Genomic DNA, 25757 nt, shown 5'->3' on the forward strand with positions numbered 1-25757 from the left:
CTTACGTACTTTTGCCTAATAGAATGACAAATATGGCACAAAACGACGAAATAATACTGATAAATATCAATGGAGCGGATCGTCCGGGTGTAACGGCGGCTCTTACGGAGATTCTAGCCAAGAACAACGCTGTTATCCTCGATATCGGTCAAGCGGATATCCATAACCATTTATCATTGGGTATCTTGTTTCAAAGCACGGAAGGAAATTCCGGCGATATATTGAAAGAACTACTGTTCAAGAGTTACGAATTAGACGTCAATATCCGTTTCAATCCCATTACAGAGCAAGAATATAGTAAATGGGTAGGTATGCAGGGCAAGAACCGGTATATCATCACGATATTAAGCCGTAAGCTTACGGCCAAGCAAATCGCGGGTGTTTCCCGGATCGTAGCGGAGCAAGATATGAATATTGATGATATCAAGCGGCTCACGGGACGTATCCCGTTGGACGAGAATGCCCGTACTCCTAAGGCGAGCGTGGAGTTTTCCGTACGTGGCACCCCGAAAAACAAGGAGTGCATGAAAGCGGAGTTCATGAAACTTTCCACGGAGCTTGAGATGGATATCTCTTTCCAAGAGGATAGCATGTATCGCCGTATGCGCCGTCTGATTTGTTTCGATATGGACTCTACCTTGATAGAGACGGAGGTTATCGACGAGTTGGCGATACGTGCCGGAGTTGGCGATCAAGTAAAAGCGATTACAGAGGCAGCCATGCGTGGAGAGATCGATTTCTGCGAGAGCTTCCGCCAGCGTTGTGCCTTATTAAAGGGCTTGGACGTATCCGTGATGCAGGAGATCGCCGAGAATCTACCGATCACAGAAGGTGTAGACCGCTTGATGCGTATCTTGAAAAAGGTGGGCTTCAAGATCGCTATCCTTTCCGGAGGTTTCACTTATTTCGGCAATTTCCTTAAACAAAAATATAATATCGACTATGTATACGCCAACGAGCTTGAGATCGAGAATGGCAAGCTAACGGGTAATTATGTGGGCGATATCGTAGATGGAAAGCGTAAAGCGGAGTTATTACGCCTGATCGCGCAAGTGGAAAACGTAGATATTCGCCAGACCGTAGCGGTTGGCGACGGGGCGAACGACTTGCCGATGATTAGTATCGCCGGCCTAGGTATCGCCTTCCATGCCAAACCAAAGGTAAAGGCGACCGCCAAGCAATCTATCTCTACGATTGGCCTTGATGGTATCTTATATTTCCTTGGATACAAGGACTCGTATTTGGATGAACAGATGTAATATATATAATTAATGTATAGCGATTATGATCAGACACATTGTAATGTTTAAGTTGAGGGAGTTTCAAACTCCGGCTGAGAAGCAAGCCAAAATGCAAGAAATTAAGGATAAACTGGAAGCCTTAATCAATAAGATAGACGTATTGAAAATGATCCGTGTAGATTTTAATTGTAATCCGGCGGAGACTTGGGATATTATTTTAACTACTGAATTGCCTACCTTGGAAGATGTAAATACGTACGCTAATCATCCGGAACATGTAGCGGTCGCTAAAGGAATTATTGGCCCGGTAAAGGCGGACAGAGCTTGTGTTGACTATGAAATCCTTTGATATAGAGGAGCGTGTGAACCAAGCGGTCCACAACTTCGAGTCCGGATATAATTGCGCTCAATCTGTATTCCTCGCTTATTCGGATGTCTTCGAGTTGGATTTAGAGCTGGCGAAAAAGATGTCTGTATCTTTTGGAGGAGGTGTCGGACGCATGCGTGAGGTTTGTGGTACCGTAAACGCAATGGCGATGTTAGCCGGATTTAAGTATCCGGTATTTGATCCGCTAGATCAAGAGGCGCGTGCCCGCAACTATGGCATGGTACAAAAAATGGCGGCTTTATTCAAGGAGAAACATGGGACGATCATTTGCCGTAGCCTTCTTCCTCCGGAAGAGACATCGACGAATCCCGCTCCTTCCGCACGCACGCAACAGTATTATGCCAAACGTCCTTGCGGTAAATACGTTGAGGAAGCGGCTCGTATCGCCGGGCATATGCTAAAGGGTGAACTTGAATAAACGGCATTGTCAAGCTAGAAGACGTATTTGTGAAATGTAACCAAGTTTTCGAATCTCAGTGAATAACTCACTGTAAGAGGACTTGGATTTCACATTGACTTTATAGGTAATTGTCGATGTATTCTTGTCGTAATTATGCTCATAAGAAAGACTTACGATAAATATGCTCCTATTTTCCAAGATTTTCCGGATACCTTTAAGATCGGGAGTCGAGGTTGAGCAAATTATCGTAAGTATTTTATTAACACCATCCAAATACATACGTCGCTCCAACCTTTCTAAAGAAACTAATACGAACAAGGTAAATGCCGTAGTGATAGAAGCGGCCAAGAACATACCGGCACCAGCGGCCAAACCTACTACAGCCATTACCCAAATACAAGCCGCCGTAGTGAGTCCATGCACGCTTCCATGACTTTGAATAATAGCTCCTGCTCCCAAGAAACCAATACCTGTAAGGACTTGGGCGGCGATACGCCCCGGATCTCCATTCAAGAAATTCGGATAGGTTTGTGGTATCCAGATAGATATCAACATGGCGGCGGCAGATCCCATACAGATCAAGGTAAAGGTTCGCATACCAGCGTCCCTGCGGCGAAATTGCCGTTCAGCCCCGATAATGGCGCCCAGCACAAAACTGATCGCCAACCGCACGGCGGCGGTGGAAGTAGTAATCTGAGTACTGTCTAAAATCTCATTCAAGTGTTCTAGCATAGCCTTTGGTATCCTTTTATTTGGTTTGGTGCAAATGTAATACTTTATTGCCCATATTTAGTTAAAAAACAAACAGCTTCTTAGCCTCCCTTCGCTTTTTATTTAATTAACAATACCGAGTCGCAAACTATATATATTGTTAAAAAGACAAATCACTATTGTTTTTCATCCTCCCTAATTGTATATTTGTGCTATACAAATAGTACAATATGATTAAGTTTGTTTTAGATTACTCTAATGGAGTGCCTATTTATCGCCAAATAATAGATCAGATTCTATTTGGGATAGCATCCGGCCAACTGAAGCTGGGCGAGCAATTGCCTACAGTAAGAGCTCTTGCCGTAGAATTGAAGGTAAATTTAAATACTGTATCAAAAGCTTATAAAGAATTAGAGATAAGGGATGTTCTAACAACTCAACAAGGTTCTGGGACATTCATCAATCAGGTTGATTCCATTCTTCTGGAAAAAGAGAGGAATAAAAAGCTAAAAGATATATGTACTCAGTTCTCAATACTGGCATCAACTTATGGCTTTACGATTGAAGAGATAAAAGCGGAATTGTCTAAATGTGAAATCTTAAATAAATACCACCATGAAAAGTAATTTAAAAACAAAAGGTTGGGCTAATCCGATATCAGTTTCTGTTATGCTATTAGCCATTATTTTATCACTCGCTTTGTTTGCGCTTCATAGGATAGAGTTGTCTATCATTTTTATGGTTGCATTAGGATTATTGTCTGTATCTATGCGAATCGCAGATCAATGGGAACATGCGGTAGTTTTACGCATGGGAAAATTTCAGGGATTAAAGGGACCAGGCGTATTCTTCATATTACCTATTATTGATAGCGTATCAGCCTATGTGGATCAACGGGTAAGGGTGAGTTCTTTTAAAGCAGAGCAAACTTTAACAAAAGATACAGTTCCCGTAAATGTAGATGCCGTGGTATATTGGACCGTTTGGGATGTAGAAAAAGCGGTATTGGAAGTACAAGATTATCAAGAAGCCATCGAGCATATTGCTCAGACAGGCTTACGAGACACCATAGGAAAACACGAGTTGTCAACTCTTTTACAAGAACGAGATAAAATAGCGGAAGATTTACAAATCCTTTTGGATCAAAATACGAACCCTTGGGGCATTACATGCCAGACTGTTGGTATTAAAGATATTGCGATTCCTGTAGATTTGGCGGAAGCGATGAGCAAGGAGGCGCAAGCTGAGCGTGAAAGGAGGGCGAGAGTTATCCTGGGAACCGCGGAAACAGAAATCGCGGAAAAATTCGCGCAAGCCAGTAAAGAATACAGAAATAACCCTGTCGCTCTTCACCTACGGGGTATGAATATGCTTTTTGAAGGTCTAAAAGAAAAGGGATCAATGGTAATAGTACCAAGTTCCGCATTAGAAACGATGAACCTTGGGGCGATTGGAGGACTCGCATCTTTATCCAAAGTACAAGATGATTTATAAAATATAATACTATGATACTACAAATAAAACCTTTCATAGGCTTATCCGTCCTGTTTTTGAGTGTTTTCTTTTCATGCGGGCAGACTAAGAAAACAGAAGGATTGGAAGTGATTCCAATCGAAGCGGCTTATCTACATCCAACGACATTGAAGGCTTCGGATTATTTTCGGAAAATACGTTACGTGCCTTTGGAGACTAATGACCATGCCTTGGTTGGAAGCGATCCTGTAGTCTGGATTTCCGGCGATCGGTTGATCGTATCCTCCAATCAAAAACAATGTTTGTCATTTGATAAAGCTACAGGTCGCTTCGTTAGCTCGATCGGACATATCGGGAATGATCCGGAAGGTAGCCAGTCGCTTTTCGGCTGGATGAATGCCGCAGCCGGACATGTTTATTTCCCGGCAGGGAATGGCCGGTCCGTCGTTTATGACAAGGATGGGAATTTCGTGGGTGATCAACAAGATCTGGAGGTGACCAATGGTATTTATGGCGTAGATACATACGATTATTTGGACAAGGATATACTGGTAGAGCATTTACCCGCCACCGAAGACAAGCCGGATCGGATCATCCTTTTTCGTGATACCACGCTGTTAGCCTCATTTCCGTCGCATGGAGAGCCGCATAGCCCTCTGTCGGGAGCTATGACAGATATTCTGGAGATGAATATACATCAGCATACAGAAACGGGATATGATGTAATTTATATAACTTTTAAAGATGGTCGTCAAAATTGCCTGGTTCCCTCGGAACAAATCTTTTGGCATAAAGGAAAGGATTTGTTTTTCCGTGAGACGTTCAATGACACGATTTATCAAGTGGAAACAACAGGATTGACCCCCGTGAAGCGTTTTGACTTTGGGACGATGCGTTGGGACCGGAAAGATCGGTATAATCCGGAGAAAGATCAAGCCTTTTACCCTTTGGACGTGTGTGAGAGTGATCGCATACTTTGGCTTCGATTCGTAGTGAATTTACACCATCAGGAACAATGGAAAGTTTATAACGCTATCTATGACAAAATAAACGGAGATGTGAAAGTCGCCCCTTTCAAGGAGGGAATACATGATGATCTGAATGGTTTCTTACCTTTACAGCCTACTTTCGCCACACCTTCGGGCGAATTCGCTCAGCTTGTTCCAGCGGGAAAGATCTTGGAATGGTTTGAGAAGCATACCGGGCAAGAGGATTGGCCGGAGGAGATAAAAGCTCTCAAGAAGTTGACGGAAGAAGATAACCCGGTCGTAATATTGATGGAGTGATTAATATCATCCGAAGTGACATGAGATTCATATTTTTTCTTGCATCATTGATTGAATTCAGTTCTCTTTTTTTATCTTCGTGACGGAATAGAGAATAATCCAATAAATTCAAATATAACTAAATCTTCAGAAGTTGAAAATAATAACATACAATACCAATGGTTTAAGGGCCGCCGTAGGTAAAGGCTTGCCCGAATGGTTGGCGCAAGAGCAACCGGACGTGTTATGTATCCAAGAGACGAAATTACAACCGGATCAGTTTCCGGCCGAGACTTTCGAGGCGTTGGGATACAAGTCCTATCTGTTCAGCGCACAGAAGAAAGGATATAGTGGCGTGGCCATTCTCACGAAACAGGAGCCGGATCATGTCGAGTATGGAATGGGAATCGAGCGGTACGACAACGAGGGCCGTTTTATCCGTGCGGATTTCGGGGATCTGTCTGTCGTCAGCGTTTATCATCCTTCCGGAACTAGCGGGGACGAACGACAGGATTTCAAGATGGTATGGCTGGAAGATTTCCAGAAATATGTAGTTGAGTTACAAAAATCCCGTCCGAACCTGATATTATGCGGCGATTATAATATTTGCCACGAGCCGATAGATATCCATGATCCGATCCGGAACGCCAAGAACAGCGGTTTCCTTCCAGAGGAACGGGAATGGATGACACGTTTCTTATCGGCAGGCTTTATCGATACTTTCCGTTTGCTGAATCCGGAGAAACAAGAATATACGTGGTGGAGTTATCGTTTTAATTCCAGGGCGAAAAATAAGGGATGGCGTATTGATTATTGCATGGTTAGCGAAGCGATGAAGTCTAGGGTGAAAGCGGCTTACATATTAAATGATGCCGTACATTCAGATCATTGCCCGGCGGTGCTAGAAGTAAAATAATCAGACTCGGCAGACAGGGCCCTTTGCCACCCTAATGGCAGAGCTCTGCCAATAGGAGAAAAAGGATTTGCAGAGCAATATGCTGTAAATTAATATATTACGCTTCGTGTCCATCAGCTAAAAATGACAGTCTTATTCTTATAGGCCAGTATCTTCCGCTCGATATGTTTTTGTACGGCACGGGATAAAACGATCTTCTCCAAGTCTTTTCCTTTATTCACCAACTCGCTGATCGTGTCCTTATGCGTGATACGTACGACATCTTGCTCGATGATCGGGCCGGCATCCAACTCGGTCGTAACGTAATGACTGGTAGCACCGATGATCTTCACGCCCCGCTCAAAAGCCGCATGATACGGTTTTGCCCCCACGAAAGCCGGAAGGAAAGAGTGATGGATATTTATGATGCGGTTCGGATACTCGTTAATCATTTGTTCTGAAATCACTTGCATATAACGTGCCAGCACGATAAAGTTTACCTTGTGCTCCGCCAGCAAAGCCAGTTCCTTTTGTTCTTGCTCCTCTTTCGTCTCTTTCGTGATCGGGAAATGATAGAAGGGGATGCTGAATCGCTCGGCTACATGCGCCAAGTCCTTATGGTTGCTGATAATCAAAGGAATCTCCACGTTCCATTCTCCCGCCGTATAGCGTGCCAGCAAATCCTTTAGCTCCCACTCGATCCGCATAAAAAGATATTCTCCACATGGTCTACATACTGATCCAAATAAATGATATTACCTTTATTTACGGTAAAAAAATTCGTTACATCCGCCAAAATACCCGGCGTATCGGGGCAATGCAACAGTAGTTTTGCTGTACTCATATCAGATACTCTTATTTGTTAACCTAAATCATCAAATTGAAATCGCAAATGTAGCATATTATTATTAATCGCAAATAAATAATAGCAAAAAGTTTAATAGAAAAGGGATTTGCTAAATATTAGTGTATTCAAGATCAACTCTTTACGGCTAAAAAATAACCGGGACATAACAATAAAATCAAACTTTTTCTTTAACATTGCACTCGCTTAAAAACCATATATACCTAAGATTCTATTATTTAATTATTTATATATGAGACAACTACTAATTTGTATTTTCGCATTATTCGCATGCGTATATTGCGCAAACTCTCAAGTCAGAGGCAATGAGATCCGTGTCGTCGTTTCGCCGGATCATGCGGATTGGACTTATGATCTAAATGAGCCTTGTTCTTTCACGATTCAAGTTTATACGGCCCAGAATCTATTGAAAGACGTAACGATCGACTATTCTCTCGGGCCGGAAATGTACCCGGAAGAAACCAAGGAAAATGTCCTGCTGAAAGAAGGAAAGCTAACCGTAAAAGGGCGTATGAAACACCCCGGCTTCTATCGTTGTAAAGTAAAAGCCCATGTAAATGGCAATACCTACGAAGGACTAGCGAACGCCGCCTACAGACCGGAGCAAATCCTTCCTACGGCCGAGAATCCTTCCGACTTTGACGCTTATTGGATAGCCGCAATAGAGAAAGCCCGTCGCACTCCCTTGCGACCAACCATGGTGCTGCTTCCGGAGCGTTGCACCGAAACAGTCAACGTATATCATGTTAGTTTCCAGAATGTTCGTCCCGGATCACGTACCTATGGCATTCTTTGTATGCCGAAAAAAGAGGGAAAATATCCGGCGTTGCTACGTGTGCCCGGCGCAGGAATCCGTCCGTATTATGGGGATGTGACAACCGCCGAGAAAGGTGCGATCACTTTGGAAATCGGTATTCATGGCATTCCAGTCACCATGACGCAGGATTATTACGATAAGCTCTTCAACGGCGCTTTATGGGAATATTGGAAAATGAATAATGACAATCGAGACGCTTTTTATTACAACCGGGTCGTACTAGGCTCTATCCGTGCGGTCGATTTCCTATGCGGTTTGCCGGAATACAATGGCAAGTCTCTCGGCGTAACCGGTTCCAGCCAAGGGGGAGCTTTATCCGTTATAACAGCCGCCTTACATAAGCAAGTTACTTTCTTCGCCGCCGTTCATCCGGCCATGTGCGATCATTCCGCCTTCCTACAGCATCGTGCCGGAGGATGGCCTCATTATTTTTATAACCAGGCTTCTCCAAATAAAGAGGAAATACACGTATCACGTTATTATGATGTGGTTAATTTCGCACGCCGCCTCTCTATTCCGGGATGGTTCAGTTGGGGATATAATGATGAGGTCTGCCCGCCAACATCCATGTATTCCGCCTATAATAGTATAACTTCCCCAAAAGAATTACATCCTTATTTGGAGACAGGACATTATTGGTACCAGGAACAATATGACGAATGGAATAATTGGTTGTGGAAACAATTAGGGATTATTTTGTAAAAAAGCAATACTGTTTTAAAATAAAAAGAGCATTGTTTTATGATTAAAACAATGCTCTTTTTTTACATCATATATTTCTCTAAAAACGACTTCTATTCCTGTTTCTTATTAACGGGAAATATCCAACGCTCCAATCAATTCTTTTACCGATTTAAAACCATGCCGGTCGCAATAATCATTCATCCCGTCAATCACTTTTATAGAGACCGTTGGATCCACGAAATTATAGGTTCCTATCTGGATAGCGGTAGCGCCCGCCAACATAAATTCTACGGCATCTTTCCAGTTTGAGATACCTCCCAAACCTATAATTGGAATCTTTACCGCATGATACGTTTGCCATACCATACGTAGAGCTACAGGTTTTACGCAAGGCCCGGAAAGACCTCCAGTTATTGTAGATAATATAGGTTTACGTTTCTCTGCGTCGATGGCCATTCCAAGCATCGTATTAATTAACGAAACAGAATCCGCACCCTCCGCTTCAACAGCTTTAGCGATCTCTGTAATATCAGTTACATTAGGAGAAAGTTTTACAATAAGTGTCTTTGGATAAACCCTTCGAACAGCCTTAACAACCTCCCCCGCACCACACGTAGTAACGCCGAAAGCCATACCACCTTGCTTTACGTTCGGACAAGAAATGTTCAGTTCGATAGCGGGAATCCTATCTAACTCTGCGATCTTTTCCGCACACTCGACATACGTTTCAACCGAAGACCCACTCACGTTTACGATCATATTCGTATTGATGTCCTTGATCTCCGGATAAATATGCTCAGCGAAATAATCGGCGCCCTTATTCTGAAGCCCCACGGCATTCAACATTCCGGAAGGAGTCTCCGCCATTCTTGGATAATCATTACCTTCACGAGGTTGGATAGTGGTACCTTTCACGAAAATACCCCCCAAACGTGAAATATCCATGAAATCAGCATATTCTATACCATATCCGAACGTGCCGGATGCTGTCATTACCGGGTTTTTCAACGGTAAATTCCCAATGTTTACATTTAATTCAGCCATGACAATTTCTCAATATTAAATACGGGACCTTCTGTACATACACACACATTATGACCTTCCTTGTTTTTCTCTACGCAGCACAAACAAGCACCTATGCCACAAGCCATCGTGTTCTCAAGAGAAACCTCGCAAGAAATAGCTTCCGCACCTGCGTATTTCGCTACCGCCACCATCATTGGTTTAGGACCACAAGTATAAATCTGGTCAAATCGAACCTCTTTAAGGATCGTATGGTTAGTCACATACCCTTTCTCGCCTAGCGAACCATCTTCGGTTGTGATATAAACCTTACCAAATCTCTGGAATTCATCTAATTGCAATACATCATCCTTAGAACGAGCCCCAAGTAGAAAAGTAGGCTCAAAACCGGCTTCTTTTAAACAAGCTCCTAGATATAACATCGGAGCGGTTCCAACACCACCACCAATCAGCAAAAGTCTTTTGTTCTCCTGTTCCTTGGAAGGAATTGTAAAACTATTACCCAGTGGTAGCATTATGTTTACAATATCACCGGGACGGAATTCTGCCATTTTTCTCGTGCCATCACCAACAAGTTGAATCAATAACCACAACTCATTTTTAGACTTATCTACATAGTTGACAGAAATCGGACGACGTAAGAATGTTGTAGGAGAGTTTTCTACATGAACCTCTACAAATTGTCCGGGAAGCATCTCTGGAAGATTCCCATCCGAGGTTAACTTTAGCAGGCAATAATTTTTATGAAGGTGACAGTTTTCAGTTACCTTCATGTCTAAGATGTACTTCTTCATATACACGATTACTCAATTTATCCGCAAAGATACATGAATATAACGTATATACCGAACAGTTTACCTTAGTCTTTCTTGTTTTTTTCAGGGACGAAAGTATCAAACGTATTGTCGGAGTAAAATATCATTATTTTACTAACATTTTTAGAAGGCTTTTCTTGGCATATAACTTGCTCTACAACAGGTTGTTTTTGGATGTTTACAGGTATCTCAACCCCAATTTCCTTGCGATTTTCGGCAACAACTTGTACATTGGGACGATTTTCAAGCATATTTGTAAACAAATTAGGTTCAGTTAACACATGTTCTCGGATCATTTCGCCTTTGCCAAACAATAGCCAGTCAGAATCAACATAAGTGAACCGTTCCAGTATTTTTAGCAGAACATCCAAACTCGGATTATTTCTACCAGATATAATATGTGACATTGCCGAACGCTGTATACCGATTGATTCGGCAAATTTAGAAGGGGTAAGTCCTTCACGTTCCATTATTTTTAAAATACGATCTCTCATATTCATATATATCTTAAATTCTTACTAGAATACTGCCATTATGACCGTTTACTAAGATAAATGTCCATAAAGTAAACTGGATACAAAGATAAATCAATATTTCCATTTATGCAATTTATTTTTATAAAACTAAATTGATACATATGTGTCATTCCGATACATATGTGACGGGTAGAACTGTAAACCGTGTTCAAGAAGGAGGTATAGAGTATTTAGAAAAACTTTAGGAAAATAGCATATATATCTGATCTATATGTAAATATAATAATACATATGATGTATAGTTAGGGGATTTTTATACGTTTGTAGACGGAAAAATATGTTTAGTTAATGTAAACAATCAATATTTCTATATAAAAAACTGGTTATTTATAATTTATAGCAAATCTTACGTGGATAAAGAAATATATAATAATCCATGATTTATATTAGTAATGTAAACGCAACACATTTGTAACGCCTATATAATGATTACAAAAATCACCAACATTTGTAATCTACTCAAATACTTTTATTGTATATATGATTGTAAACATCCATTCCTCGGTTATATTTGTATACAATATAATTTTACTCTATTTATTTTACTGCCAACTTGTCTATTTTTCCTTTAACGGATAATGAAGGCAATCTATAGCTATACCGATTATAGCTTTAAGTATGGATTTCTTGGAATTTTTGAGGAAGAAGGTACGTGATTGAATAAATTTTAAAATCTCAGAGAGATAAAATATGCGTAATTAATTGATAAATAAACAAAAAGGCCTCTTTTTCCAGTTTGACTTTTTCATCATTCTAGGAAAAAAGGCCCTTTTGCCTGCACTAAGTCTATGATTTCTGTTTAATGTAAGATTTTGTAAAGTAATTCTTTTAGTAAATCTGCATCTGTCGCTGAAGAGTTTTCCACTCCCTTAGATCTTGCGTCAGTCATTCGGATATCGCTGATCAAATTAAAAACTTTCATCGCTGGATAATTTTTCATCCCCAAAAGATAGTCCTTTACTTGATAAGTTCCCCGTAAACCAAGTGCGGTCATCAATCCTGATTCCGATCGATCCTTTGAATAATAACAAATCAGCAAGTTTGAGAAATAGTTAAATAATACAGGAAGTGTCATCTGTATCGGATTACTTTTAGGGTTTTTCTCAAAATACTGAGCGATCCGGTTAGCCTTTAATATATCCTTCATGGCAAGTGCCTTTATCAGCTCAAAGTTATTGTATTCTTTACTAATCCCTATATTTTGCTCGATCAATTCCGGTGTGATGCGTTTTGAGGCCTTTTCAGCCAAGATAATTGCCAGCTTATCTAATTCCTTATTGAGACGGTTTAAATCGTTTCCAAGGAAATCTGAGAGCATTTGAGCGGCTTTTGGATCGATACCGATAGAACGCTGTTGCATCAAAGAGGTGATAAAACTCGGCATTTTATAATCCGGAATCTTTTTTGACTCATATAAAATACCGTTTTTATCGGTTGCGGCCGCTAACGCACGACGACGATCTAAAGTCTTATATTTGTAATTTATGACCAAAATAGTTGATGATAAAGGATTCTTCACATAACTGCTCAGCAACTCTATATCTCTCACTAATTGAGCCTCTCGAACAACTATCAATTGATATTCGGACATCATCGGAAAACGACGTGCCGCATTGATAATAGAAATGGCATCTGTATCTGCGCCGTATAGAATAATCTGATTGAAATCTCTCTCAGATTCCTCTAATACGCTTTTTAATAACAAATCTGTTATTTGATCGATGAAGAAAGGCTCTTCGCCCATTAACACATAAACAGGCTGAAACTTCCTTGCTGTTATATCCCTACAAATCTCCTCGAAAGTAATTTCTTTTTTTGCCATAAATTATGAGGTTTCGCTATTACCAACTAAAACGGATATGACGGATGGTTTTCTTACCATCCAAAATCTGTTGAAGAGCTTCAACTCCCAACATTACCTGTTCTCCTACAAATTGTTGAGTTACCTTCCGGTCACTCGCTTCTGTTTTTACACCATCTTCTTCCATCGGTTTATCCGATATCATCAACAATGCACCCGTAGGTATTTGGTTAGCGAAACCGGCAGTAAGCAAGGTTGCGGTTTCCATATCGATACCAGTGGCATGCGTACTACGAAGATATTCCTTGAAATCATTATCGTATTCCCAAACCCTACGATTTGTCGTGTAAATCGTACCTGTCCAATAATCTTTTCCATGATCACGTATGGCGGAAGAAATGGCACGAAGCATTGAAAAAGCGGGCAATGAAGGTACCTCAGGTGGTAAATACTCATTCGACGTTCCCTCACCTCGGATCGCCGCTATTGGCAATACATAATCCCCTAATACATTCGCTCTTTTTAATCCTCCACATTTACCGAGGAAAAGCACCGCTTTGGGCATGACTGCTGATAATAAATCCATGATTGTAGCAGCGTTCGCACTTCCCATCCCAAAATTGATAATGGTAATCCCTTCTGCCGAGGCATTGGGCATCGAACTTTTCAATCCCAAAATCGGGACATTAAAATGATCCGCAAATATCTCGACATATTTAGTAAAGTTAGTGAGTAATATGTGCTTAGTGAAGTCTTCTAGCTTTCGCTCGGTATAACGAGGCAGCCAATTTTCTACGATTTCTTGTTTTGTTCTCATAAATAACTACCTTTGAGGTGCATTTTAGTTAGAATATAAATAGCAAATATAGCAAATGCTCCCATTAAATCTACCAAAATTCTCAGTCAAAGTTACGGAGAAAGCAGGAAAGCCTTCTATTTGGGATCCTGTACGCCGAAAATTTGTCGCATTAACGCCAGAGGAATGGGTACGACAACATTTCGTGAACTATTTGGTCACGGAAAAAAACTATCCTCAAGAACTTTTAGCGAATGAAGTAGCGGTAAAACTAAACGGAACATCCAAGCGATGCGATACCGTTGCATACAATCGGTTTCTAGCACCTCTAATGATTATTGAATATAAAGCTCCACATATCGAGATAACAAGCGCTGTATTCGATCAAATCGTACGTTATAACATGGTCTTACACGTAAAATACTTAACCGTAAGCAACGGCATCCGTCATTTTTGTTGCAAAATTGACTATGAGAAACAGACGTATGCTTTCCTCGAAGATATACCGGAATACAATCTATTGGAGAAAATCGTTTAATTATCTAAAATAAGTCCCCCTTATCCTTCTATGCACTCGCACGGATCAGATAAGGGCTTACTCAGCCCAACCAGTGAGTAGTTCTATCGATTAGGAATTTACAGTTTGCAGATAAGTCATCTTGTTCTATATACTCGACATCACCGGAAGTCTTAGAAGGTAGCACCATATCTGATACTTCTACCTCCTCATTTTCAAGGCTGGCAAACTTAAACAGATTATATATGCTTGATAGAAAGAGAAGAAAAAGAAACAGGAATGCCTTTGCGACACTTCCTGTTTTTTCTATATATTGAGTAGATTTCAAATCCATATCCCACGCATTAAAAGTTACATGGGCACAAACATAGCAATATTCGTCAAATAAACAAATATTTTAACACGAAAATTTTATTTCGTAAAGAGATAATCCTCCGGTTTTGCGATTCGTAAAATATATTCCGGAGTATTAGGGAGCCTTTTCGCATACAAAGTGACAGAATCACCCCTCTCAGGCATCGTAGAATTAGATTCCAACGATATCTGGTCAACATTACGCAATTTTATTTCATCATCTTTATCGAAAAAGAATGAGTATCCTAATAAAACCGCAAAAAAAGATAAAATCAATGGCTTCATGTCTAACTTGTTTTTATGACTATATAAGCTTAGATGCTTATAAAACGATAAACGCTGCATATTATTTCAAAATAATTACATTTTTAATGTGCCGACATAGAAGTACGACTTATTTCGTTAATGAAGTATATATCCTATGACACATGCAGTATATATCCTATAGCATTTGAAGTATATCTTCGTAAAGAGGAGTTTCAGGGCCAAAATAAAAAAGGCGAGGATCTTAACCCCCGCCTTCTATCTGTAGATATAGAAATCCTATTTTATCCACCGAAATCATCGAAGTGCAACATCTCACGAGGTACACCCAAGTTATCCAGCATATTTTCTACGGCCTTTGACATCGGGCCCGGACCACACATGTAGTATTCGATATCTTCCGGAGCCTCGTGATCCTTCAAGTAAGTATCATGGATTACTTGATGAACGAATCCAGCCGTATATTTAACACCCGCAGCATCAGCGGCAGGATCAGGACGGTCAAGCGCCAAGTGGAACGTAAAGTTTGGGAATTCTTTCTCTATTTCCAAGAAATCTTCCAAATAGAACACTTCGTTCAAGGCACGCGCGCCATAGAAGTAAGACATCTTACGATCCGTAGTCTTCAACGTCTTCGTCATGTGCATGATTTGGGCACGCAACGGAGCCATACCAGCACCACCACCAATCCACATCATCTCTCTCTTAGAATCGAAAATTGGGTGGAAATCACCATAAGGACCACTCATAGTCACCTTATCACCCGGTTTCAACGTAAAGATATAAGAAGAAGCGATACCCGGCATCACATCCATGAAACCAACTTGTGGTTTCGGTTTGAACGGCGGCGTAGCGATACGCACGGTCAACATGATACGGTCACCTTCAGCAGGATAGTTAGCCATAGAATAGGCACGGATAGACGGTGAGTCGTTCTTACACTTCAAACCGAATAAACCGAATTTCTCCCAAGCCGGCAGATACTCGGGGCCGATCAAGCTCTTATCGATATCCTTGTTATAATCCATTGAGTATGTAGGAATCTTGATCTGAGCGTAAGAACCCGGAATAAAGTCCATGTGCTCACCTTTAGGCAACGCAACGATAAACTCCTTGATAAATGTAGCGACGTTCTTGTTACTGATAACCTCGCATTCCCATTCCTTAACGCCAAATACCTCGTCTGGTACCTGAACGACCATATCCTCTTTCACCTTGCATTGACAAGCCAAACGCCAATGATCTTTCACTTGTTTACGAGAGAAGAAACCTTTCTCAGTAGGTAGGATCTCGCCACCGCCATCAATAACTTGAGCACGGCACTGACCGCATTTACCACCACCACCACAAGCGGAAGACAAGAAGATGCCACCGCTCTGTAGCGCACCTAGCAAAGTTCCACCAATCGGGGTCTCTATATCTTTCTCTCCGTTAACCTTCAAGCTTACATTCCCTGAAGGCACCAATTTTGCTTTGGCGAACAAAAGCAAACCGACCAAGATCAGCGTGATCAATAAGAATACTATTGCGCTGACACCAATCGTAAGTCCGCCCGACATTAATAAAGTCATCTTTATATTTTGTTTAATGCGTTAATACTTAAATCTTCAGACCAGAGAAACACATGAATGCCATACCCATCAAACCCGTGATGATGAAAGTAATACCCAAACCTTTCAAAGCATTGGGGACATTTGAATATGACAATTTCTCACGGATAGCCGCCATACCTACGATAGCCAGCAACCAACCGATACCAGATCCTAAACCATAAACAGTGGCGACACCTACATTAGGGAACGCTTTTTGTTGCATAAACAGAGAACCACCCAAGATAGCGCAGTTTACAGCGATCAGCGGCAAAAAGATACCAAGGGAAGCATACAAAGACGGAGAGAATTTCTCGACTACCATCTCGACCAACTGCACGAAAGAAGCGATAACGGCGATAAAGATAATAAACGCCAAGAAGCTAAGGTTCACCTCCGCATATTCCGGGCCTAACCAACTTAACGCACCTTCTTTCAATACATAATTCTCAAGCATATAGTTAATCGGCAACGTACAGAAAAGTACGAATGTCACTGCTATACCTAATCCTAAAGCGGTCTTCACGTTCTTTGAGACAGCCACGAAAGAGCACATACCCAAATAGTATGCGAAGATCATGTTGTCAACGAAGATCGAGCGGACGAATGTGCTTAATAATTGTTCCATTCTATTATTCGTTTAATCGTTAACATTAATTTTCTTGAAGTTCCTTGTTCTTAGCACGATGAACCCAAATAATAACAGCGATCACGATCAACGCCATCGGAGGCAAGATCATCAAACCATTGTTCACGTAACCCAGATCATAGAATGCCTGCGGAATCACTTGGAAACCCAATAAGGTACCAGATCCCAGCAATTCACGGAAGAAACCTACGATAATAAGAATAATCGCATATCCCAGACCGTTACCTATGCCATCCAAGAACGATTCCCATGGGCCGTTACCCAAGGCGAACGCTTCCAGACGTCCCATCAAGATACAGTTCGTAATGATCAAACCGACAAATACGGAAAGCTGTTTGTTTACGTCATAAGCAAAAGCTTTCAACACCTCACTAACGATTGTCACCAAAGCGGCAACTACCACCAATTGCACGATAATACGGATACGGTTCGGAATCGTATTACGCATCAATGAAATGATCACGTTAGCGAAAGCCACGACAGCCGTCACCGAGATACCCATCACGATGGCCGGCTCAAGTTTTGATGTTACAGCCAACGCAGAACAAATACCCAACATCTGAACGACAACCGGGTTGTTAGCGCTCAACGGGCCTAACAGAACTTCTTTATTCTTTTCAGATAATAATCCCATCTTCTACTTAATTTTGTGAGGTCAAAAATTTAACATAACCGCTCAAGCTGTTGAATAACATTTCATCCACACCTTTACTGGTAATTGTACCACCTGAGATACCGTCTACATAATCCTGTCCCGCTACGCTCTTACCCGGCTTAACAACAGCGACAGACTTGAATTCTCCACTCATGAAGATCTTCTTACCTTTGAACTCATTGCTGAACACCGGTTTAGAGATCTCTGCTCCCAGACCCGGAGTTTCACCTTGGTGGCTGAAGTCAGCACCATAAATAGTATTCTTATCACTATCTACAGAGATATAACCCCATAACGGACCCCAAAGACCTGCTCCATGCAAAGCCATGATATATTTCGGTTGACCATCTACATTTGCGACGAAAACCGGATATTGATGCTCAGCGGCAGCCTTAACTACATCCGTAGCGAAAGCGTCGCCTTCAACCTTCTCACCATTCTCATTTACCAAGAAAGCTTCCTTGATCAACTCGTTGTACTTGGTCTCAGCCTCAGAAGAAGAAACATTTACGTTGATAGAACGCAGAATTTGTTGTCTCTTATCGTTATCCTCGTTCTGTTTCTGAAAACTTCTCAATGATTGTGAAGTAAACGCCAATACGACAGCCACTAGCACAACCATCACAGCCGCATAAACAACCGTATAAACATTGCTATCCCGGTTTATGCCTTTCTTAGCGGCGCCCTCCTCCTTGATTTCCTCAAATTCGGAAGCAGGAGCGGAACATACCGGGCAAGTGTCAGGAGCCTTATTTCCCTCGTGGACATAGCCACATACCTTACATTTATATTTAGCCATATTCCTTCTTACTTTATTTTATTACACGTTTCAATCTGCGAGAGATATTAGCTTCCACAACGTAATAGTCGATCAGCGGAGCGAACACGTTCATCAACAGGATAGCGAGCATCATACCCTCTGGATAACCCGGGTTCAACGCACGAATAATAATGGCCATAGCACCTACAAGGAAACCATAGATGTATTTACCTGTCTCCGTACGAGCGGAAGTCACAGGGTCTGTAGCCATGAACACGGCACCAAAAGCGAAACCACCTAAGAACAAGTGATCCAGCGGAGATACGCACATAGCGACCGTTGTACCGACCATATTAAAGATCAATGACATGAAAGCACCACCCACGAACACGGAAACCATTGTCTTCCAACTTGCGATACCCGTAACCAACAAGATAACCGCACCGATCAAAATAGCCAATACGGAAGTCTCACCGATAGAGCCCGGGATCAAACCAATAAATGCGTCCCAAGTAGAGATCGGGTTGCCTAATACGTCAACAGCTTGGAAAGAACCGATCATCTCCTTACCAGCGATAGCGACTTGTCCCAGCGGAGTAGCTCCGGAAAAGCCGTCAACCACTTGGCCAGCCCCAATACCAAACGTATCAGCCGTACGAACGAACACTTGATCACCAGACATTGCTGCCGGGTAAGCGAAGAATAAGAACGCACGTGTAACCAATGCTACATTAAATATATTATATCCCGTACCACCAAATACCTCTTTCGCGAAAATAACAGCGAAAGCAGTAGCTACGGCGATCATCCATAACGGAGTATCGACCGGAACGATCATCGGAATCAAGATACCGGAAACCAAGAATCCTTCTTGAATCTCTTCCTTCTTCACTTGGGCGACAGCGAACTCTATACCCAAACCTACCACATACGAAACAATGATCTTAGGCAATACCGCCAAAAATCCAAAAATAAAAGTCATCAAAAATCCCGGCTCAGCCCCCACAGCTAAATTGTGCTGATAACCGACATTATACATACCAAAAAGCAAAGCAGGCAACAAAGCGATGATAACCACGGTCATGGCACGCTTTGAATCAATACAGTCATGAATATGTACGCCCGTTTTAGAGGTCTCGTTCGGAACAAATAAGAATGTTTCGAAACCGTCAAAAACAGAACGGAACATCGCCAGCTTTCCGCCTTCCTCAAAGTTAGGCTTAATCTTGTCGAGATAATTCCTTAACGCTTTCAATGTATTATAAGTTTTTTATGTTATTAATTCATTTCCTTATACAACAGGTTCAATCCGTCGCGAACGATCTTTTGCAACTCGATCTTGGAAGTGTCCACGAACTCGCAAAGAGCGAAGTCCTCGGGAGCCACCTCATAGATACCTAAGTTCTCCATCTTGTCGATATCGAACGCAATGATCGCTTTCAACAAATACTCCGGATAGATGTCCATCGGAAACACCTTATCGTATTCATTAGACATGATCATGGCACGTTTACCACCTTTGATACGGGCGTCGATCACATATTCCTTGCTAGTACCTAACCAGCTAAAGTAACTATGGCTAGCGCTGAACTGGTTGAAACGAGGCATAGCGAAACCTAAGAACTCATGCGTCTCATCACCTTCCGGAATCACGGTGATCTGGTTATCATAAGCGCCTAGGTAACCATCCATATTCACCTTGGTACCTGTCAAAACATTACCGCTGATAATACGGATATGTTCCTGTCCTAACACTTTACCGTTAACCAAGCTCTTAATCGTACAACCTGAAATCGTTTTAACGTAGCCTCTCTCGGTAGTCTCGGAACCGGTAATAGCAACCATACGGCTGAAATCGGCGACACCCTTGTTAAACAAGCGTCCGATAACGATCACATCCGCCGGATTAACCGTCCAAACTACCTCACCCTTGTTAACGGGCTTGATATGATTGATCTGCACGCCAACGTTCGCTGCGGGATGCGGACCTTCTACTTCCACGATCTCCACACCTTTCATTCCGCTCACAACAGAACCACTTCTTACACCCACATACACTTTTCCATTCGTTAATTTAGCTAGGGCGTTTAATCCAGTCTGGAAATCAGCCTCCTGACCTTTTACGATAAAATCGAAGTTTGGAGCCAACGGAGCGGAGTAAAAAGCCGAAACGAAGATATCACGCGGAGTATCCAATGGAGCGGCAACGATATCGTATGGGCGTTGCTTGATAAACGGCCACATACCAGCGTTCAGAAGTACCTCTTTCACCTCTGCTCCCTGTAGGGATGCTACGTTCTTCTTACCGAACTCCTCATACTCGATCTGCGCATCCGGCTTCACAACGATGCTTAGCACCTTACGCTTCTCTCCTCGGTTTACGGCAGTTACCTCGCCACTGACCGGCGAAACAAACTTGATCTCGGGGCGGTTCTTGTCAATCATCAGTACAGAACCGGCTTTGACTTTTTCTCCTACTTTCGCAACAACTTTGGGGAGAATACCGTTATAATAATCGGGGACGATCGCGTAAGACTCGCTCTTGCCGCCGTTTAACAGTACATCCGAAGCTTTGCCCTTCAGATTAATGTCTAAACCCTTTTTAATCTTAATCACATTTGCCATGATACAACTAAAATTGTTTATATGTAATTTTCCTGCAAAAGTAAACATTTTTTCATGCTTTAGAGCAGGGAAAGGCAAATAAATAGAGAAATAATTCCATAATTTTGCGTCGTTAAAGAAAGTAATAAGAAAATGAAAGTTTTTAAAATCCTATTTCTGCTGCTTATCACGGTTTTAGTACCGTTGAACGCTCAAGTGACTTACTTCACCAACGTTAGCGATAAGCAAATAAAGACCCTCCAAGTGAAGGTTGCCGGCGAGATGTTCTCCGATCCATTCATTGAACTGGGCGGTGAAAACCGTATCGAAGTTAATTTCGATGCTTTTAATCCGGGCTTCGGGCGATACGCCTATAATCTGGTTCATTGCAACGCCGATTGGACGCAATCGAATCTTTCCCCGATTGAGTATATGAATGGTTTCCAAGGGAGCACGATCGAGGATTTCGCCAATGCGATGGGTACTACGGTGCAATACACCAACTACCGATTACTTTTCCCAAACGATGACGTTCAACCGAAGGTCTCGGGGAATTATGCCTTGCAAGTATATAACGAGGATGATCCCTCCCAGATCGTATTTACCGCTTGCTTTTCTATTTTCGAGCCGATGGTTAGTGTCGCCGCTACGGTGAGCGGAAATACGGATATCGATACCAATCAGTCACACCAACAAGTCAGCTTTGCGATCAATAACAAGAATTTCCCCATCACCTATCCTCAGACCGACTTGAAAATCTGGGTTTATCAGAATAACCGCAGGGATAATGCCGTAACAGGTCTTCAGCCTATGACTATTTTAGAAAACCAGATCTCTTATACGAACAATCAAAACTTGATCTTTCCCGCAGGAAACGAATATCGCCGTATGGAATTTTTGAGCAACAAATACAATGGCATGCACGTAGAAAGTATCTCGTTCCATAATCCATATTACCATGTAGAGTTGATGACGGACTATCGGCGTGACCAATTATCGTATCAATACGATCAAGACCAAGACGGCCGTTTTTTCATCCGTTGCAGTAATTGTAACGACCCGGATACGGAAGCGGACTATTACATCGTTCACTTTACCCTCGCCATGGACTTAATTCCCGATGGAAACGTGTATTTGAACGGTGAATTATATAATAATGTATTGGACGAGAAAAGTAAGATGGGCTATAATCCGGAGACGCATCAATACGAGAAATCCGTCTTACTGAAACAAGGCAGTTACAACTATCAGTACCTCTTTGTCCCTAACGGACAGACCGTAGGACAGACCGGCCCTATCGAGGGTAATTTCTTCCAGACGGAGAACGAATATAGCATTTACGTCTACTATTGTCCAATGGGAGCACGGTATGATCGTTTAATCGGTGTAACTAGTATCAGAAATACAATGCCCGTGCTATAATTATTCGCGTAAAAGGCATACTTTTACGCATAAAATAATTGAGCATGAAAACGAGACGTATTGTTATCAGTACCGTATTATTAGTCGGGGGACTTCTCTCGATCGTTCAAGTCATGCCTAAAAATCCACTGTTGATAGGCGAAAGGTTATTTCCGTATGGAGGATGGATACAAGTGATACTTGCCATGCTATACGGTGGTTGGCTCTGCTATAAGATGCAAGATCGGCAAGAACGTCCCAAATGGAGAAAACGAGCGTGGTTGTTATTCTCGATCGTTTTTTTCGGGCAACTTGCTCTAGGGATTTTTGCCGATCCCATTTTCCTTATGACCGGGAAACTGCATTTACCGATCCCTGCGGTAATCTTGGCCGGACCGCTTTATCGCTTTGATGGATTATTCATGCCCATACTTTTTATCAGCACCTTATTACTATCCGGTCCCGCTTGGTGTAGCCAGCTTTGTTACTTCGGGGCATTCGACGCATGGAGTGCCCGGGGAAAATTGGAACGAAAAAGGTTCCCCTACCACAAGCAAATGCGATACAGCGTATTATTTCTGGTCATGCTGGGAGCCATCTTGCTACGGATATTCGGAGCGAGCGGCAAGATAGCCACCGCTTTTGGAATAGCGGTCGGAGTTATCGGGCTACTTGTCATGCTATTGTTTTCCAGAAAGAGACGGAAGATGGTACATTGCAGTAGCTATTGCCCAATCGGAGCTTTGGTGTCTTTCCTCAAGTACCTCTCTCCTTTCCGGGTACGACTGACCACGGATTGTTGCCATTGCATGGCTTGCACAAACATTTGCCGGTATGATGCCCTGCATAAAGAAGAGATCAAGAAGGGGAAGATCGGTTACACCTGTACCTATTGCGGAGATTGTCTTTCCGCTTGCAAGCACGGGGCTATAGAATATCATTTCCCGGGATTACGCCCGGCTACTGCCGAACGTCTATGGATCGTCGTAACGGTCGTATTACATACTTGCTTCTTGATGATCGCACGGATCTGAGCCGTATACTTGCTTGCCCATTATATAAGTACATACCATATTCCGGTCATCGCCGAGGGTTTGTAGGCCAAACAGCTTATTCTCGATCGTCCATTTATCTCTCGAACGAAGATACTCCATACGCAATTTCTGGACAGAGGTAGCGGCATAATCCACGACTATGAAATCCGCTTCACGGCCAGGGAGGAAACTTCCGATTCGGTCATCCAACGATAAGGCCCGTGCAGAGCCTAGCGTACATTTATAGATAGCCTCCAAAGCTGTCATCGGATAACCGTTCAACTGTTGTACCTTATAAGCCTCTCCCATCGTACGCCACATAGAGAAAGATGTACCCGCACCGACATCTGTCGCCAAGGTAGTACGTACGCCGTAACGGTTCGCTTCCCTCATATCGAATAATCCGCTTCCAAGGAAAAGGTTCGAGGTCGGGCAATGGGCGATAATGCCTCCCGTTTCTCCCAACCGCTTATATTCCCGATCGGTTAGATGGACACAATGCCCGAATATCGAACGATCGGTCAACAATCCGGCACGCTCATAGACCTCCAGATAATCCGCATGACCGGGACAGAGCGATAAGACAGATTCAATCTCTCCCAGATTCTCCGAAAGATGTGTCTGTATATAGGTACTGGGATATTCGGCATGTAAACGACCGGCAGACTTTAATTGATCCGGCGTACTGGTTATGGCGAAACGGGGCGTGATCACATAGTGATTCCGTCCTTTCCCGTCCCAATCCTCGATTAAGCTACGGCAGTCCAACTCACCCTGATGCGTGGTATCCATCAGATAATCCGGAGCGTTCCGGTTCATCATCACCTTTCCAGCCAAGATACACATATTATACTCCGTAGCCACGGAAAATAATGCGGTTACGGAAGCAGGATGAACCGTGGCATAAGCGGCACAAGTCGTAGTTCCGTTCTTCACCAGTTCCTTCACGAAAAAGCGAGCGATATCTTGTGCATATTCCATGGAAGAGAAAGCTTCCTCGGCGGGAAACGTATATTCGTCCAGCCAATCCAGAAGTTGCTTGCCATACATTCCCTGTATCTCCGACTGGGAGAAATGGATATGGGAATCAATAAAGCCGGGTGTAATCAATTTACCGGAATAGTCTGTCACCGGGAAATCCGGGTAACGGGAACGCATCGCCTCGAACGGCCCCGCCTCTACAATCTTTCCATCAACAACAGCCAGTCCCCCATCCTCAAAATAGCGGTAAGCCTCCACATGATCCAGCGGGGAAGCGATCAAATAGAACACTTCTCCCCTATATAAGTTCTTCATCATGGTCAAATAACAATTCGTTTATTTAATTGGTTCCACGTGCAAAGCGATGTGCGTAGCCTGACCGAACTTATCACGCAGATTCTGTTCAATCTCTTTCGTCAAGTCATGGGCACGAGTCACGGTTATCTGTCCGTTCACCCGTATATGCGCCTCGATAGCAAAATTATTACCGATGCGGCGGGTACGTAGATTATGCGGGCTCTTTACCTCGGGAACCTCACTAATGATCGCCAAGATCTCATCCTCCACCTCCTTCGGCAAAGATTTCTCCAATAAGTCATTGATTGCGGGGATCACCAGCTGCAAGGCTACTTTTACGATAAACAAACTGACAATCACAGCCGCCAACGGGTCCAGCACACGCCAATTATCCCCCAACAAAATCGCCCCTCCGATACCTAAAGCCGTACCGATCGAGGAAAAGGCATCCGAGCGATGATGCCAAGCGTTAGCGATAACGACTTGACTATTCTGCTTCCTTCCTACCCAAACCGTAATATGATACAGTAATTCCTTGATCACAATGGAGATAAGAGCGGCAACTAAAGCGATCATTCCCGGACTTTCCAACGGAATCCCCTTGAAATAAAAGTCATAAATCTTGTTCGCTCCCTCCCAGAAAAGGCCAAAACCTACACAAAGCAAGACGATACCAACAATTGAAGTCGCCAAAGTCTCGTATTTACCATGCCCGTAATCATGGCTCTCGTCCTTTGGCTTGGAAGATATATTGACAAAAAGAAGGACGATTATATCCGTTACGAAATCAGATAACGAATGCACCGCATCGGCGATCATAGCGCTACTATGTCCCCAGATACCCGCCACGAACTTGAATACCAATAAAACAAAATTAGCGAATGACCCTAAAAGTGTCACTCGCATAATCTCTTTTTTCCTCGCCTTTGGTGCCTCCTCCAT

General features: G+C 42.6%; 26 protein-coding genes and 1 pseudogene. 11 read left to right on the top strand and 16 right to left on the bottom strand.

What is annotated here, in order from left to right; genetic code table 11:
* The first annotated feature begins 32 nt into the window (after positions 1-32).
* The 3 genes from serB to DWX33_RS00560 are packed head-to-tail and all read left to right on the top strand — an operon-like array spanning position 33 to position 2047.
* Positions 33-1259 (top strand): phosphoserine phosphatase SerB, encoded by a 1227-nt coding sequence (gene serB / locus DWX33_RS00550; protein WP_057326255.1) that lies wholly within the window; start codon positions 33-35, stop codon positions 1257-1259.
* Between the two features lie 25 nt (positions 1260-1284).
* Complete coding sequence (locus DWX33_RS00555; protein WP_005862281.1) at positions 1285-1590, top strand: Dabb family protein; 306 nt, start codon at positions 1285-1287, stop codon at positions 1588-1590.
* Positions 1577-2047, top strand: a complete 471-nt coding sequence (locus DWX33_RS00560) for a C-GCAxxG-C-C family protein (RefSeq protein ID WP_008772149.1) — start codon at positions 1577-1579, stop codon at positions 2045-2047. Before DWX33_RS00555 ends, DWX33_RS00560 begins: the two co-directional genes overlap by 14 nt.
* A gap of 9 nt (positions 2048-2056) precedes the next feature.
* Here DWX33_RS00560 and DWX33_RS00565 read toward each other — a convergent pair whose 3' ends face one another.
* Positions 2057-2761, bottom strand: coding sequence for an MgtC/SapB family protein (locus DWX33_RS00565; RefSeq protein WP_122379672.1), 705 nt, complete (start codon positions 2759-2761; stop codon positions 2057-2059).
* Between the two features lie 209 nt (positions 2762-2970).
* Here DWX33_RS00565 and DWX33_RS00570 point away from each other — a divergent pair, with 209 nt between their 5' ends.
* From DWX33_RS00570 to DWX33_RS00585, 4 genes are all read left to right on the top strand, one after another.
* On the top strand, positions 2971-3366 hold the full coding sequence (locus DWX33_RS00570) for a GntR family transcriptional regulator (protein WP_009275952.1): 396 nt from the start codon (positions 2971-2973) through the stop codon (positions 3364-3366).
* Positions 3356-4234: a slipin family protein gene (locus DWX33_RS00575; protein WP_009275953.1), complete on the top strand. Its 879-nt coding sequence runs from the start codon at positions 3356-3358 to the stop codon at positions 4232-4234. The genes DWX33_RS00570 and DWX33_RS00575 overlap by 11 nt, the downstream gene beginning before the upstream one ends.
* An 11-nt stretch (positions 4235-4245) precedes the next feature.
* A complete protein-coding gene (locus tag DWX33_RS00580) occupies positions 4246-5499 on the top strand; it encodes a DUF4934 domain-containing protein (protein ID WP_009275954.1) in 1254 nt (417 codons plus the stop codon).
* 133 nt (positions 5500-5632) lie between these two features.
* Positions 5633-6394, top strand: a complete 762-nt coding sequence (locus tag DWX33_RS00585; protein WP_009275955.1) for an exodeoxyribonuclease III — start codon at positions 5633-5635, stop codon at positions 6392-6394.
* 113 nt (positions 6395-6507) lie between these two features.
* Here the strand turns inward: DWX33_RS00585 and DWX33_RS00590 are convergent.
* Positions 6508-7217, bottom strand: a pseudogene (locus DWX33_RS00590) (formyltetrahydrofolate deformylase).
* Between the two features lie 253 nt (positions 7218-7470).
* Here DWX33_RS00590 and DWX33_RS00595 point away from each other — a divergent pair.
* Positions 7471-8757, top strand: a complete 1287-nt coding sequence (locus DWX33_RS00595) for an acetylxylan esterase (protein ID WP_009275958.1) — start codon at positions 7471-7473, stop codon at positions 8755-8757.
* Between the two features lie 108 nt (positions 8758-8865).
* On the opposite strand, the gene DWX33_RS00600 is transcribed toward DWX33_RS00595, so the two are convergent.
* The 5 genes from DWX33_RS00600 to DWX33_RS00620 all read right to left on the bottom strand — a co-directional run bounded on the left by DWX33_RS00600 (position 8866) and on the right by DWX33_RS00620 (position 13731).
* Positions 8866-9783, bottom strand: a complete 918-nt coding sequence (locus DWX33_RS00600) for a dihydroorotate dehydrogenase (RefSeq protein ID WP_009275959.1) — start codon at positions 9781-9783, stop codon at positions 8866-8868.
* Entirely contained in the window at positions 9771-10556 is a 786-nt protein-coding gene (locus tag DWX33_RS00605; RefSeq protein WP_005856914.1) for a dihydroorotate dehydrogenase electron transfer subunit, read from the bottom strand. The genes DWX33_RS00600 and DWX33_RS00605 overlap by 13 nt, the downstream gene beginning before the upstream one ends.
* 65 nt (positions 10557-10621) lie before the next feature.
* Complete coding sequence (locus DWX33_RS00610) at positions 10622-11071, bottom strand: helix-turn-helix domain-containing protein (RefSeq protein WP_009275960.1); 450 nt, start codon at positions 11069-11071, stop codon at positions 10622-10624.
* 841 nt (positions 11072-11912) lie between these two features.
* Positions 11913-12935 (bottom strand): DNA polymerase III subunit delta, encoded by a 1023-nt coding sequence (gene holA, locus DWX33_RS00615; protein WP_009275962.1) that lies wholly within the window; start codon positions 12933-12935, stop codon positions 11913-11915.
* Positions 12936-12954: 19 nt separating this feature from the next.
* Positions 12955-13731 carry an AMP nucleosidase gene (locus DWX33_RS00620; RefSeq protein ID WP_005862265.1) on the bottom strand — a complete coding sequence of 259 codons (777 nt, stop codon included), beginning with the start codon at positions 13729-13731 and terminating at the stop codon, positions 12955-12957.
* A gap of 55 nt (positions 13732-13786) precedes the next feature.
* Here DWX33_RS00620 and DWX33_RS00625 point away from each other — a divergent pair, with 55 nt between their 5' ends.
* Positions 13787-14248 carry a type I restriction enzyme HsdR N-terminal domain-containing protein gene (locus DWX33_RS00625; RefSeq protein WP_005856901.1) on the top strand — a complete coding sequence of 154 codons (462 nt, stop codon included), beginning with the start codon at positions 13787-13789 and terminating at the stop codon, positions 14246-14248.
* Between the two features lie 61 nt (positions 14249-14309).
* On the opposite strand, the gene DWX33_RS00630 is transcribed toward DWX33_RS00625, so the two are convergent.
* From DWX33_RS00630 to DWX33_RS00665, 7 genes are all read right to left on the bottom strand, one after another.
* Positions 14310-14561: a hypothetical protein gene (locus DWX33_RS00630; RefSeq protein WP_005862263.1), complete on the bottom strand. Its 252-nt coding sequence runs from the start codon at positions 14559-14561 to the stop codon at positions 14310-14312.
* Between the two features lie 568 nt (positions 14562-15129).
* Complete coding sequence (nqrF, locus tag DWX33_RS00640) at positions 15130-16404, bottom strand: NADH:ubiquinone reductase (Na(+)-transporting) subunit F (RefSeq protein WP_010182986.1); 1275 nt, start codon at positions 16402-16404, stop codon at positions 15130-15132.
* A 40-nt stretch (positions 16405-16444) separates the two neighbouring features.
* Positions 16445-17062, bottom strand: a complete 618-nt coding sequence (gene nqrE, locus DWX33_RS00645) for an NADH:ubiquinone reductase (Na(+)-transporting) subunit E (protein WP_005856893.1) — start codon at positions 17060-17062, stop codon at positions 16445-16447.
* A gap of 25 nt (positions 17063-17087) precedes the next feature.
* A complete protein-coding gene (locus DWX33_RS00650) occupies positions 17088-17717 on the bottom strand; it encodes an NADH:ubiquinone reductase (Na(+)-transporting) subunit D (RefSeq protein ID WP_005856891.1) in 630 nt (209 codons plus the stop codon).
* Positions 17718-17724: 7 nt separating this feature from the next.
* The gene (gene nqrC / locus DWX33_RS00655; RefSeq protein ID WP_008779899.1) at positions 17725-18537 is read right to left on the bottom strand and encodes an NADH:ubiquinone reductase (Na(+)-transporting) subunit C; all 813 of its coding nucleotides are present in this window, start codon (positions 18535-18537) and stop codon (positions 17725-17727) included.
* Between the two features lie 13 nt (positions 18538-18550).
* On the bottom strand, positions 18551-19753 hold the full coding sequence (locus DWX33_RS00660; RefSeq protein WP_057327673.1) for an NADH:ubiquinone reductase (Na(+)-transporting) subunit B: 1203 nt from the start codon (positions 19751-19753) through the stop codon (positions 18551-18553).
* 23 nt (positions 19754-19776) lie between these two features.
* A complete protein-coding gene (locus tag DWX33_RS00665; protein ID WP_008772142.1) occupies positions 19777-21123 on the bottom strand; it encodes a Na(+)-translocating NADH-quinone reductase subunit A in 1347 nt (448 codons plus the stop codon).
* Positions 21124-21255: 132 nt separating this feature from the next.
* Between DWX33_RS00665 and DWX33_RS00670 the strand changes: the two genes are divergently transcribed.
* Both DWX33_RS00670 and DWX33_RS00675 read left to right on the top strand, forming a co-directional pair.
* Entirely contained in the window at positions 21256-22524 is a 1269-nt protein-coding gene (locus DWX33_RS00670; RefSeq protein WP_005856883.1) for a DUF5103 domain-containing protein, read from the top strand.
* 44 nt (positions 22525-22568) lie between these two features.
* The gene (locus tag DWX33_RS00675) at positions 22569-23537 is read left to right on the top strand and encodes a 4Fe-4S binding protein (protein WP_122143805.1); all 969 of its coding nucleotides are present in this window, start codon (positions 22569-22571) and stop codon (positions 23535-23537) included.
* Here the strand turns inward: DWX33_RS00675 and guaD are convergent.
* Together guaD and DWX33_RS00685 are read right to left on the bottom strand one after the other, a co-directional pair.
* Positions 23502-24842: a guanine deaminase gene (guaD, locus tag DWX33_RS00680; RefSeq protein WP_122143804.1), complete on the bottom strand. Its 1341-nt coding sequence runs from the start codon at positions 24840-24842 to the stop codon at positions 23502-23504. The genes DWX33_RS00675 and guaD overlap by 36 nt on opposite strands.
* A gap of 12 nt (positions 24843-24854) precedes the next feature.
* Complete coding sequence (locus DWX33_RS00685; protein ID WP_008772138.1) at positions 24855-25757, bottom strand: cation diffusion facilitator family transporter; 903 nt, start codon at positions 25755-25757, stop codon at positions 24855-24857.

The organism is Parabacteroides sp. AF19-14, assembly GCF_003635485.1.
Classification (GTDB): Bacteria; Bacteroidota; Bacteroidia; order Bacteroidales; family Tannerellaceae; genus Parabacteroides; species Parabacteroides distasonis.